Annotated in this window: 12 protein-coding genes; 9 read left to right on the forward strand and 3 right to left on the reverse strand. The window is 38.9% G+C overall.

The window, feature by feature from the left end; translation table 11 throughout:
* Positions 1-18 precede the first annotated feature (18 nt).
* The 8 genes from hemW to AC58DT_RS11825 all read left to right on the forward strand — a co-directional run bounded on the left by hemW (position 19) and on the right by AC58DT_RS11825 (position 7,139).
* On the forward strand, positions 19-1,176 hold the full coding sequence (gene hemW / locus AC58DT_RS11790; protein WP_497217019.1) for a radical SAM family heme chaperone HemW: 1,158 nt from the start codon (positions 19-21) through the stop codon (positions 1,174-1,176).
* Positions 1,176-1,922, forward strand: a complete 747-nt coding sequence (locus AC58DT_RS11795) for a cyclase family protein (RefSeq protein WP_497217020.1) — start codon at positions 1,176-1,178, stop codon at positions 1,920-1,922. Before hemW ends, AC58DT_RS11795 begins: the two co-directional genes overlap by 1 nt.
* 1 nt (position 1,923) lies before the next feature.
* Positions 1,924-2,274, forward strand: coding sequence for a DUF4260 domain-containing protein (locus AC58DT_RS11800; RefSeq protein WP_497217021.1), 351 nt, complete (start codon positions 1,924-1,926; stop codon positions 2,272-2,274).
* Between the two features lie 4 nt (positions 2,275-2,278).
* Complete coding sequence (locus AC58DT_RS11805; protein ID WP_497217022.1) at positions 2,279-2,890, forward strand: DUF4230 domain-containing protein; 612 nt, start codon at positions 2,279-2,281, stop codon at positions 2,888-2,890.
* Complete coding sequence (locus AC58DT_RS11810) at positions 2,887-3,246, forward strand: MmcQ/YjbR family DNA-binding protein (RefSeq protein WP_497217023.1); 360 nt, start codon at positions 2,887-2,889, stop codon at positions 3,244-3,246. The genes AC58DT_RS11805 and AC58DT_RS11810 overlap by 4 nt, the downstream gene beginning before the upstream one ends.
* 16 nt (positions 3,247-3,262) lie before the next feature.
* Complete coding sequence (locus AC58DT_RS11815; RefSeq protein ID WP_497217024.1) at positions 3,263-5,035, forward strand: MutS-related protein; 1,773 nt, start codon at positions 3,263-3,265, stop codon at positions 5,033-5,035.
* A 170-nt stretch (positions 5,036-5,205) separates the two neighbouring features.
* Entirely contained in the window at positions 5,206-6,030 is an 825-nt protein-coding gene (locus AC58DT_RS11820) for a hypothetical protein (protein ID WP_497217025.1), read from the forward strand.
* A 113-nt stretch (positions 6,031-6,143) separates the two neighbouring features.
* Positions 6,144-7,139: a metal-dependent hydrolase gene (locus AC58DT_RS11825; protein ID WP_497217026.1), complete on the forward strand. Its 996-nt coding sequence runs from the start codon at positions 6,144-6,146 to the stop codon at positions 7,137-7,139.
* Here AC58DT_RS11825 and AC58DT_RS11830 read toward each other — a convergent pair.
* Positions 7,136-7,564: a YybH family protein gene (locus AC58DT_RS11830; RefSeq protein WP_497217027.1), complete on the reverse strand. Its 429-nt coding sequence runs from the start codon at positions 7,562-7,564 to the stop codon at positions 7,136-7,138. The two genes, AC58DT_RS11825 and AC58DT_RS11830, sit on opposite strands and share 4 nt — an antisense overlap.
* A 149-nt stretch (positions 7,565-7,713) precedes the next feature.
* Between AC58DT_RS11830 and AC58DT_RS11835 the strand changes: the two genes are divergently transcribed.
* A complete protein-coding gene (locus tag AC58DT_RS11835) occupies positions 7,714-8,634 on the forward strand; it encodes an AI-2E family transporter (protein ID WP_497217028.1) in 921 nt (306 codons plus the stop codon).
* A 141-nt stretch (positions 8,635-8,775) separates the two neighbouring features.
* Here AC58DT_RS11835 and AC58DT_RS11840 read toward each other — a convergent pair whose 3' ends face one another.
* Positions 8,776-11,778: an aminotransferase class III-fold pyridoxal phosphate-dependent enzyme gene (locus AC58DT_RS11840; RefSeq protein WP_497217029.1), complete on the reverse strand. Its 3,003-nt coding sequence runs from the start codon at positions 11,776-11,778 to the stop codon at positions 8,776-8,778.
* 107 nt (positions 11,779-11,885) lie between these two features.
* Positions 11,886-12,986, reverse strand: a complete 1,101-nt coding sequence (locus AC58DT_RS11845) for a DUF4407 domain-containing protein (protein WP_497217030.1) — start codon at positions 12,984-12,986, stop codon at positions 11,886-11,888.
* Positions 12,987-13,061 lie beyond the last annotated feature (75 nt).

Genomic DNA, 13,061 nt, shown 5'->3' on the forward strand with positions numbered 1-13,061 from the left:
GTCCAGCAAAATTTCGGATTGAGTGAAAGCTACCCCTTAGGGGGCGGGGGGGGCTTGTACATTCATATTCCCTTTTGCAAACAGGCGTGCCATTATTGCGATTTCCATTTTTCTACTTCTTTGAAGAAAAAAAGCGAATTGGTTAATTCACTGTGCAAAGAATTAGTGCTTCGGAAAGAGGAGATAGTTGGCGAAGTTGAAACCATCTATTTCGGGGGCGGCACTCCAAGTCTTCTTTCTTCGGAAGAATTGCAACAGATCTTAGATACTATTTATTCAAATTATAAAGTTTCCAAAAACCCCGAAATCACTCTCGAAGCAAATCCCGATGATCTTTCAAGTTCACAAGTTCACAAATTCACAAATTCACGAATTAACCGTCTAAGCATTGGCGTCCAATCTTTTTATGAAGAAGATTTAAAACTGATGAACCGCGCCCACAACGCTTCCGAAGCATTGCAATGTATAAAAGATGCGAAACAATATTTTGAAAATATCAGTATCGATTTAATTTACGGCATCCCGGGAATGAGCAACGAGCGATGGAAGGAAAACCTCGAAATCGCTTTAAAATTGGACGTCCCGCATCTTTCGTGCTATGCTTTAACGATTGAACCAAAAACTGCCTTAAAAAAATTCATTGAAAAAGGTATAGTCCCTCCCGTTGATGAGGAGGTGGCAAAACAGCACTATGAAATTTTGCTTTCTGAAACCGAAAAAGCAGGATTGGAGAATTACGAATTTTCAAATTTTGGAAAACCCGGTTTCCATTCCCGTAACAATACCGCCTATTGGGAAGGAAAATCCTATTTGGGCATCGGGCCATCCGCACACAGTTATGATGGAAAATCACGCAGCTGGAACGTTGCCAACAACACAAGATATATCAAAAGCATTGAAGCTGGAGAACTTCCATCGGAAAGGGAAAATCTTTCAAAAGAGGATATGTACAATGAATATATAATGACTGGTTTGCGTACCCAAAATGGTGTTTCATTGGAAAAAGTGGAAAGTGAATTCGGGAAAGATTTTTCCAAATACCTTTTGGAACAAGCTGCCAATCCTATTAAAAACGAACTTTTAATTCTCGAAAAAAACACTTTGAAAATTTCAAAAAAAGGAAAGTTTTTGAGTGATGGCATTGCGGCAGACTTATTCTTAGTAAATTTAGATTGATGAAAGCAACCCTTGAGATTAAACATAAAACAATTATTGTTGATCTTTCCAAGCCATTGGATATTTCAATCCCTTTGCGGGCTTCCGAAGAAAACCCACTGGCATGGTATCAAAACAAACCTGCGATAGAGCCAGTAAAAATGGGTGATTGGACTGGCAAAGTTTCAGAGGGCGCTTCGGTGAATTTCAACAACGTATTTTTCAATCCACATGCCCACGGTACGCATACCGAATGTTTTGGACATATTTCAAAAGAATTTCACTCCGTAAACGAAACATTAAAAACCTTCTTTTTTTTAGCTGAAGTGATTTCGGTACAGCCCGAAAAAGTTGGGGAAGATGAGGTTATTTCCGAAGAAAGTATTGCAAAAGCATTAAATGGAAATACGCCCGAAGCGGTTATAATCAGAACGCTTCCGAACACTTCAGAAAAAAAATCAAAGCATTGGTCCGACACCAATTGGCCGTTTCTTCACGAAAAAGCGGCTCTATTTTTACGGGAAATGGGCGTTAAACATTTGTTGACTGATTTGCCTTCCGTAGACAAAGAAAAGGACGAGGGCCAACTTTTGGCGCACAGGGCTTTTTGGAATTACCCTCAAAACCCGCGTAAAGATTGCACAATTACAGAATTGATCTATGTTCCCAATGCAATTAATGACGGCAGCTATTTGTTGAATTTGCAGATAGCTTCGTTCCATAACGATGCTTCGCCCAGTAAGCCAGTTTTATATAAAATATTTTAGGATGAAGACAACTTTAAGAATTGAAGAATTGGCACAATTTATTTTGGGAATTTTCCTCTTTGCGCAATTGGATAATGCCTGGTGGTGGTTCCCTGTTTTATTGCTTACACCAGATATTGGAATGATTGGTTATCTATTTAATTCTAAAATTGGAGCCTTCACTTACAATATTTTTCACCACAAAGCAATTGCCATTGCCATTGGCCTGTCAGGATTTTATTTGAACAATTCACTGTTAATTTTAATAGGTGTAATTTTGTTCTCACACGCTTCCTTCGACAGAATTTTTGGTTACGGATTGAAATATCCGGACAGTTTTAAAAACACACACTTGGGAAGCATTGGAAAATAATATCATGGAATATCTATTTATAGGCTTAGCGGTTGGAGCCATTGTGGCCTACTTTCTTTTTGCGCGTTTCAGCGGGGTTCGGAAACGGGAAAGAGTGAACACGCAGTCGGTAGTTTTAATGGAAAAAATTCGCAGTGTCTGTAAGTTCATTACCGTGGAAGGCGATTTTTCTGAAATTTTCCATTATGAAAATGTGAAGGACAAATGGCTGAATTTACTATTGGGAAAAAAGAAAGCCTTGGTTTTGATTGAAGCAAAGGCACACATTGGGTTTGATCTCACAAAAGTGAAAATGCACGCTGACACAAAAAACAAAACTATAATTTTAACCAATTTTCCACAACCCGAACTGCTCACTATTGAAACAGATTTTAAATATTACGATAAACGCGAAGGTTGGGCAAACCCATTTACCGCAACAGATTTGACCGAAATAAACCAAGAGGCAAAAAAACACATAGTAGATAAAATTCCCGAAAGCGGCTTATTGAACGAAGCTTCGAAACAAGCTTTGGAAACTATTCAACTTATGGAAAAATTAGTGGAAACCATTAATTGGAAACTTGATTATACCGCCCTTTATTCAGCTGCGGAAAAACCCAAATTAAAGCAATGAATATAGAACATTTCCGTGAATATTGCATTTCTAAAAAAGGCGTTACTGAGTCGTTTCCGTTTGACGAAAAAACGTTGGTGTTTAAAGTTATGGGAAAAATGTTTGCACTTACGGGTTTGGAATATAATCCCGCCCAAGCCAACCTAAAATGTGATCCCGAACGCGCCATTGAACTCCGCGAAAAATATGATGGATTGATACGTCCAGGTTGGCATATGAGCAAAATTCATTGGAACACTGTGGAACTGGAAAGAAATATTCCCAACGAATTGCTATTGAAATTGATTGACCATTCTTATGATTTGGTGGTAAAGAGTCTCACCAAAAAACTTCAAACTGAACTTGCTTCCCTTTAAAACAGCCAAAAATTAAATGAGCCATCCCGCCGATTTTTACAAATTACAGATTGATATCCACGCAGAGAACCTAAAAAAAGTAAAGCGTAAATTGGCTCTTTCAAGCACGATAAGATTAGTAACTTTTTTGCTTGCTTGTGCGGGAGTTTATTTTTTCTTTGGAAATACTAAAGCAATAATTGCCATCATAGTTTTAGCCGTTGTAGCATTTGTTTATTTGGTTACAAAACACAGCAATCTCCAGTACGAGCGTGAATTGATAGAAGCTTTGATTGCTCAAAATGAGACCGAACTTGATGTGCTTAATCGTGCCTTTCATAATTTACCATCCGGCGAAAAATATAAAGATCCGCTACATTTTTACAGTCAGGATATAGATCTTTTTGGACGAGGTTCTTTTTTTCAATATTTGAACAGAACTGCCTTGGAAAGTGGCTCAGATCTTTTGGCGAAACTTTTCATTGAAAACAAAATTGATTCCATCCAAACAAAGCAAAAAGCAATCACCGAGCTTTCTGAAATGCCCAAATGGCGACAGCAATTTTCAGCAATTGGGTCTTTGGTAAGAACCGAGGTTGCCGCAACAGAAGTTATAGACTGGCTTAAAAACTATAAAAGTTTTGTCCCAAAATGGATCAAACCGGTTTCATTGCTGTTTTCAATTATTTCGGTGGGATTAATTCTCTTGAACTACCTCGATTTGGTTTCGGGCTACGCTCTGGCCGGCTGGTTCTTTTTGGGTTTGGCTATTTCGGGCAGGTATCTCAAAAAGGTTAACGATCTTTCGTCGCATACCTCAAAAATTCAAAGCACTTTTGAGCAGTTTCATAAACTCATTTTAGAAATTGAAACCCAAAAATTTTCTTCAGAATTGCTTTCTGAAAAAAGAAGTAAGATTATAAATACTACTTCCAAAGCTTCTTCGGATTTAAAGAAATTCGCTAAACATTTGGATTCGCTGGACCAACGCAGCAATATGCTTATCGGTATAATTGCCAACGGTTTTATGCTACGCGATCTTCGCCAGAGTTACAATATTGAACGGTGGGTTGAAAGCCACAAGGGCAGTGTTCCTGTGTGGTTTGACGTGATCGCTTTTTTTGATACTTACAATAGTTTGGGCAATTTCGCTTTCAATCATCCCAATTATGTTTTTCCGAAAATCAACGATGATGTTCCCGTTTTAAAAGTTAAAGGTGCGGGCCATCCCTTATTGAAGGAAGCTACAATGGTTCGAAATGATTTCCAGATTAATTCCGAAGAATTTTTTATAGTTACCGGCGCCAATATGGCTGGAAAAAGTACATTCCTGAGAACAGTTTCACTTCAAATTGTAATGGGGAATATCGGTTTGCCGGTTTGTGCCGAAAAGGCCGAATACAACCCAATAAAACTCATTACAAGTATGCGAACTACAGATAGTTTAACGGATGATGAGTCTTACTTTTTCAGTGAATTGAAACGATTGAAATTTATTGTTGATGAAATAAAAACCGATCGCTATTTTATCATTCTGGATGAAATCTTGAAAGGAACAAACAGCACAGATAAAGCCATCGGCTCCAGAAAATTTGTGGAGAAATTGGTTGCTAGCAATTCCACGGGTATTATCGCTACTCACGATTTAAGTCTTTGCGTGGCGGCTGAGGAACTGCCCGAAATAAAAAACTATTTTTTCGATGCCCGAATTGAAAACGACGAACTCTTTTTCGACTATACTTTCAAACCCGGAATCTGCCAAAATATGAATGCATCCTTTCTACTGAAAAAAATGCAAATTGTGGATTAATTTCTATAATTACCACAAATACAATAGTTTGTATTTGTTTTTTTATTATTTTTAGAACAGTTTTGTTCCCCATAACCTCTCCATGTTAGCTTTTTAATCTCCTCGGTTTGCCCCAAAATTTAAAATAGTAATCAATTTTAATATTTATACTAATTTAATTTTATGGGATTATGAAAACAACTACCAACCTTAAGTTTATTGCAATAGCATCAATGATGTTGCTTTTGAATTTTAGCATTTTCGCTCAAAATGAAGCGACCCGGCCACAGTACATTTCCGTGACAACCATGCACTGGAATATGAATAAGGAAGATTTCAGCATGGATGCTTGGAAGGCTGTAGAAAAAGAATATCTACAGAAAGTAGTCAGCCAGAATCAACACATTTTGTCAGCTTCCTATTACATGCATCTTTTTTCACCAGACAACTCAGAAGTGATTTACGTACAAACCTATCCATCTTGGGAAGCTATGGATAAAGCTGTGGGTCGTGCTGAAGAGCTTGCAAAACAAGCATGGCCAGATGACAAAGCAAGAGAAGCATACTTTAGAAACCGTGACAGCTATTTTTCAGTGAATCATTCCGATGAAATCTATGCTCCCATAGGTGGAGCCAAGCTTCTACCACAGGACAATAAGGAAGATTTAGTGATGTATGTTCGAAGAACCTATTTCACTTTTCCAGAGGATGGTTCTGAAAAGGAGTTTAATGATATGCACGCAGAAAATGTTGCAAAAGTCATTTCAAGAAACCCGTACATAAAGGGTTATTACCCAAATGTTCATGCGTGGGGAAGTGACAAAACTGAATTCGTGGAAGCCTTCTTTGTTGATTCCTTGTGCGATATGGAAAAAATGTTCGATAAAAATGGCGAGTTGATTGGTGAAGCCTGGCCTGGAGATTCTGGAAAACAAAGAGGAAAAAAATGGGGTAAATATTTTACTGGTATTCACGGGGATGCTGCATATACCTTAATTGCGGAGCTTTCTAAATAAAACTTCAGAAATTATATTTTTTCAGAAAAGGATGTTTAAAAAAACATCCTTTTTTTAATACCAAAGAAGACCGTATTTTCGCGTCGTTGCTATTAAAAAAGGCAACTCCGAATATGGATTCAGTAACACAAATTGTTTTGGGTGCCGCCGTTGGCGAAGCGGTGTTGGGAAAAAAGATTGGCAATAAAGCCATGGTTTTGGGCGCCATTGCTGGAACAATTCCTGATTTGGACATTATTGCAAATTACTTTACAGATACTGTTTCCGCCTTGGAAATACACCGCGGATTTACACATTCCATTGTTTTTGCGGTAGTTTTCGGATTGCTCTTTGGTTGGCTGCTCTCGCTTTGGGACAAACGTGCCAGTTTAAAGGAATGGTCGTGGTTTTGGTTTTTGTGTTTCGTAACGCATCCAATGCTGGACGCGCACACTACTTGGGGCACACAGCTTTTTTGGCCTTTTGATCTTCGCTTGGCATACAAAAATATTTTTGTGATTGATCCGCTTTATACATTGCCTTTTTTGATGTTTTTGATATTGGCAATGTTTCAAAAAAGAGAAAGTGTCAAAAGACGAAAATTCAATAATCTGGGGTTGATTGTAAGTAGTGCTTATATGTTGGTTACTATAATTCTGAAGGGAATTACATATTCTAAATTTGAAACCGCGCTAGAGAATCAAAAAATAGCGTATGCTGCTTTGGAAACCAAACCCAGCCCGATGAACACTATTCTCTGGACTGCAAATGTGGAAACCGAAGATGCCTTTTTAATAGGCGATTATTCCTTTTTTGATACGAAGCCGATTCAGTTTTTTCCACATCCAAAAAATCACGGGGCGCTTGGAGATTTGGCGGAAGAAGAAAAAGTACAACGGCTTATAAACATTACCCAAGGTTGGTACACCATTTCTGAAAGACCGGATGGTATTTATTTGAACGACCTCCGTTTCGGAAAGATGAGCGTTGATCCGCAAGCAGAAAAATTTGCCTTCAGTTTTCTTATTGAAAAGGAAGGCAATGGTGTAACTATCACTGAAGAGGCGAAAAACACCCGTAATGCAGAAAAATTACTTTCAGATCTTTGGGAACGGATTAAAGGAAATTAGCAGCTTAAATCTGAAATAATTTTCCATTTGCCTTCTATTTTTCTGAAGATAATCATAAAGACTCCGTTTGCGTTTCCTGCATTTCTAACCAAATGGAATTGCCCCATCACGTAATAGGAATTGTCTTCAATTTTGGTAACTGCCTCAATAGTGAAACTTAGCGTCCCCGTATATTCTTTTGAAGGGTAGCCTTTTTTGTAATTGTCCAAGGTTTTCTGCCAGCCTTGCGTAATTCCGCTACTTCCGTAAAATTTTAAGGAATCGCTTTTCCAGTAACCCTGCATAAAACCTTCAAGATCGTTTTGGTTCCAAGCGTTTTCCTGCATTCTCAAAACAGTTAAAATTGCTTTTTTGTCTTCAGCTTCGGTTTGGGAAATAGTGTTAAATGTTGCAAGTAAGCAGATAAAAAGCAATAGTTTTTTCATAATTGTTAGGTGTTGATTTAAAAGTCTGGTTAAATTTACGAATAAAGATTTCAACTAATAATTTCTCCTGTAGGGGAATAAAAAAATTTCCTTTAAATTTACTTACATTACTATGTGAAACCAACATACAACTAATTCAAAAACTACTTTTGACGAATTCCAAAATTGACATTTCGGGAAGTTATTTAATAAAGACTCTATTAATTGTAGGAGGTATTTTGGCGCTTTGCTATATAGGGGAAAGCCTTGTTTTGCCGCTGCTTGTAGCTGCTATAATAGCTGCGCTGCTTGACAAGCCCACAAAAAAATTCAAACAATGGGGACTCCCCAATTGGCTGACCATAATCTTGTCGTTGCTTCTTATGATTATCGTGTTTTTTTTACTGTCGTGGCTTATTGGTTCGCAAATAAATAATATTGCGAGCGATTGGCCTACCATTAAGGATAAGGCAAGTGAAAAACTGAACAGTCTTTCCCAGTGGGCTAACGAACAGTTAAACTGGGATTATGAAAACTACATAGAAAACAACAAACGTTTGGTGCAACGAGCCGAAAGCTTTGCGAGTGCGTTTTTGTCGAGTGTGATGAATCTGCTTTCACAATCACTTATTATTTTTGTGTATGTGGTGTTGTTATTGATGCAGAAAAAAATGTTTGTCGGGTTTTTTAAAAAACTATCCTCAAACCCTTCCGCTATGGGTTCCATTTTGACGGACTCATCAAAAATTATTAGCAACTATCTTTTAGGAAAAGGTAAGATTATGGTTTTTCTTTTTGTAATATATTACTTGGGCTTTCGTTTCGGTTCGGTGCCGTATGCGTTGTTTTTGGCGATATTTGCAGCTCTTTTCTCCATTATTCCTTATGTGGGAAATATTATTGGTGGGGGCATTGCCGTGATCCTTTCCTATCTTTACGCAGGTACCACTCCCGCTTTGATTGTGATTGGTGTGATTTCGGCAGCACAACTTCTTGAAAATTATGTTTTGACACCTTGGATTATTGGTGATGAAACCAATTTAAACCCTTTTATTACCGTATTCGGAATCATATTATTTTCCATGCTTTGAGGAATGGTGGGCGCCATTATTGCCCTACCAATTATTGGGGTTTTAAAAGTTATTTTTGAACATACCAAGGGCATGGAACCCTATGCGTATTTGATTAAGAAAAACGAATGATTGTTGCTGAAGTATACAGAGAGTTGTTTTCTAAAAGCGCTTCATAAAATCATCTCCAAAAACCATATTCAACCTATAGATAAGTTCCTCTGCATTTTTCTTGCTGAAAACCATAGGCGGTTTTATTTTTAGAACGTTGTGGTCCGGTCCGTCTATGCTCATCAAAATTCCCAATTTTTTCATTCTATTTGCCAAATAGGAAGCATGCTCCGGCAATGGATTTTTTTCTGAATCATTTAATTCAAACCCTAAAAATAAACCTTCGCCACGTACATCGCCAATGATTGGAAATTGCTTTTGAAGGGTTTTCAATTCAGCAATTAAAAAGCCTCCAACCTCCAACGCATTTTGCTGCAGATTTTCTTCTTCGATAACTTCCAAAACACTGCGGCCAATGGCGCAAGAAACAGGATTGCCGCCAAAGGTGTTGAAATACTCCATTCCCGTATTGAATTTTTCGGCTACTTCTTTTGTGCAGGCAACCACGGCAAGCGGATGGCCATTTCCGGCAGGTTTGCCCATCGTTACAATATCTGGCTGAACGTCGTAAAGCTCAAAAGCCCAAAAAGTTTTCCCCATCCTTCCAAAACCTGTTTGCACTTCGTCCGCAATACAGATGCCTCCAGCTTCGTGAACGAATTTGTAAATTTCCTTAAAATAATTGTTTGGCGGCACAATCTGTCCGCCACAGCTTATCATACTTTCGCCTATAAAACCAGCAATTCCCTTGCCTTCAGCTTTTAATTTTTGAATAATTTCCTTTGCGTGAATTGCGTAATCAATTCCGCAATTTTCAGAAATATATTTTCCGCGGAAGGAATCTGGCAAAGGTAAAATGTGCGTGTTTTCAGGTTTCGGGAAGCCGCCTTTTCCTTCAAATTTATAGGAACTTACGTCCATAACGGCGTTTGTATTGCCATGATACCCCACTTCTATCGCCAAAACATCTTTATTACCCGTAACGGTTTTTGCCATTCGCAATGCAAGCTCGTTGGCTTCACTGCCTGAATTCACAAAATGGATTACAGATAGATGTGGCGGCAATTTTTTCAGCAAAGCTTCTGCATAGGCAATAATTTCTTCGTGCAAATAACGTGTGTTCGTATTTAAAACCGCCATCTGTTTTTGACCCGCGGCAACTACTTTTGGGTGCTGATGGCCTACGTGGTTTACATTATTTACGGTGTCAAGATATTTTCTGCCTTCAATATCGATCAAGTAAACTCCTTCGCCACGCACGATGTGCAACGGCTTGTCATAGGAAAGACTCAAACCTTTGCCAAGATGGTCTTTTCTGAAATTGATTATATTTTCTTCTGAAATCATTTTTTCCGAAGTATCCAATTCCTCCTTAAAAATTAAATTCGGGTTCGGGCAGATACTTTTCCAAACTCCAACTCTTGAAGGCAAGGCAACGCCATTGAAGTTTTCATTATTTCCCAATAGATCCAAAATAAGCTGGAAGTGAAGATGCGGCGCCCAATTGCCATTTTCATTTGGCGCACCAATATAGGCGATGAGGTCACCCTGTTTTACGCTCTGTCCAACCTTTAATATTTTAAGCGAAGTAAGGGTTAAATGCCCATAAAGGGAATAAAATTTCCCACTTTCAAAAGTGTGTTCCAGAATGAGCATCGGGCCGTAATCCTTATCGTAATTGTTGTGGTGTATTATTTTTACAATTCCATCAAACGGAGCGTGTACGGGCGTTTCAGCAGGAACCCAGAAATCGGTTCCCAAATGTACGGTACGGTATTGTGGGCCGTCGTTACCCTCACTTTTAAAAGCTTCAGTGGTATAAAACGGACGTGTTTCCAAATAGCCGTTCAGTAAAATGGTTTTGGGGTGATATTTCTGAAATTGTTTCAGTTTGAATTCAGAAACTTCGGGATCGTTGTATTCCGAGAGGTTTCCGAGTAAAGTGCTGCCCACGCTCATGTCGAGATTAACTACTCTTTCAGAAGCAACGGTTGGAAACATTGTTTTTAAAGAAACTTGATTGTTTTTTGCCCAATTTTCAAACTTCTTTTCCAACGGATGGGATGCGTATCCACAAGCATTTCTGAAGGAATAATAGGCAAAGTTTTCATTCACTATAAACCATTTTTCCAATAAACCCCACGCTGGTTTTTCGCTGATTCCGAAATAATCATCGTCGGGAAATTCCTCTTTTTTAAGCGAAGCATTTGTAACGGTCGTAACAAGGCGCATTCCGACTAAAATGTACAGACATTCCAATTCCTTTTCTGAAAGGTTGTACTGTGTGTTGTAACCTTCAATCACCTCCAAAGCTGCGGAAAGCGGATCGGGGAGATCCATAATTGCGTATGCCAAAACAATGGCGAGATCGTTAATTATTTGGGTGTAAACTGCATCACCAAAGTCAATCAAACCCGAAACTTTTGGGTTGCTTAAATCTTCGGAAACCAAAATATTGAAATCGTTTAAATCATTGTGGACAATGCTCTTCGGAAGATTTTTAAAAGTTGGTTGAATTTCTTCAAAACGGGTTTGAAAGTATTGAAGCATTTCTTTTTGCTGACCCGAAAAACGATGGCTATGCTTTGAAGTCCAAGCGGAATTTGCCAAATCCCAGTCCAAGTTTCTGTGTGCAGCGGGATGTTCAAAATCCTGCAATGCTTTTGTCAAACTTCCGGCGGCTTCGCCCAGGTTGTTTCGCAGACTTTCGGTTTTTGGCTTTACCGTTGCCCAAAGCCTGCCGGGAAGCCAGGTCAATACTCTTGCGGTTTTATTATTTTGAATGGAAGTGAGCAGGTTTCCTTCTTTATTTGGAACAACTTCAGAAAGGGATATATCTAAACTTTTTGTTGAAAGATGTTTTAGTATTTCAATTTGGAAATCCAGGTGCTCGCTATTTTCTTCTGAGGAAATTTTCAGAAGAAATTTTTCACCCGAACTTGTTTTTAGTATAAAATTTTCGTCAACGTAGCCATCAAGTTTGGATGCTTTGGCTGAAATACTATAATATTCTTGTGCGATTTGCGAAGCTTCTTCAGTCGTGGTTTTGTGCATAGTATTGTTGCGGCTATTGGACAAACAATATTACCAAAAAAAGATAAGAAGTATGAAATTAGAAGTACGATTTAAATTTTCACACTTCTAATTTCGTATTTCATTATTTAAAGCACGCTTTTCTGCTTCTTATAAAACGCATCGGCCTGCATTTGCATCAATTCGCGGGCTTTTTTGCGTTTGTAATCGTAGAGTTCCTGCTCTTCGGCTATGTCTGCGTACACTCTGTTATTGATGTCGCGGTCTGTAGTTACAAGTACGTCGCGTTGCGCTTTTTGTTGGGTTACCCACGACTTTAATGCACTTTCCTGTTCTTCCAACTTTAAATCATAAGCGCCTTTTGGGGACAGCAGTTTTGCCAAAATGGGCGAAGTTTCTATTGCGAGGAAGAGCAAAAAGATAAATAGGGACGGCAATAGCGGAAGTTTGTTCAATGCATTTACGCGTGCCATCAGACCATCAAAGCCGTCAATTACGGGTTGGGTATCTGCGACCTTGGTTTGGTATTCGGTGGCGAGGGTTGCTATTTGTGCTTCGGCGGCGGCTATTTTTTCAGCGTTTGTTTTCTTTAGTTCGGTCAGGGTTGCAAGCTCGGTGTCGTGTTTTTCGCGTTTTTCCTTATAAACGGGACCTTTGCCCAATTTTTGGGTGCCGGCAGTGCCTTCAGCTTCGGCGATGTAGGTGTTGTACAGGGCGTTTACTTCGGCTTCCTTCTCGGTTATTTCCTTTTTTAGACCTGCAATTTCTGCTTCCAAAGCATTTACGGAAGGTGTGTACTGAAGTGCCAATTGGTCTTTGTTGGCGAGGGTCATTTCGTTTTTCTCGGTAAGCAAAACTTGGTTGATTTCCTTTTCAAAAATCTTCATTTCCAAGGGTTTTGAAATTACGATGGCAATGATTATTGCCAAGGCAATTCGGGGTGAAGCCTGTATCAATTCATCAAAGAAGTTGTTTCTTTTTTTGATGGTGGAAACGATAAATCTATCGAGGTTGAAAATCAAGAATCCCCAAATAATTCCGAAGAATATTGCGGAGTAGTAACTATCAAAAACTGTGTAGAGGGCATAGGCGGCGGCAATGGTTGCCATAACGGCGGTAAAGAAAACGGTAGCGCCAATGCCGGCATATTTGGTGCGTTCGCCGGGCGAACATTCGTCAAGGATGGCGGTATCTGCGCCGGAGCAGAAAATGAAAAAGCGTTGTAACATAGGTTTTTTAGATTGATGAGTTTATATAACGCAATTTGAATCAGTTTGTTACAGGCTAAACTAAGAAATTGTGAA

It is taken from the genome of Aequorivita sp. CRS11 (assembly GCF_059693805.1).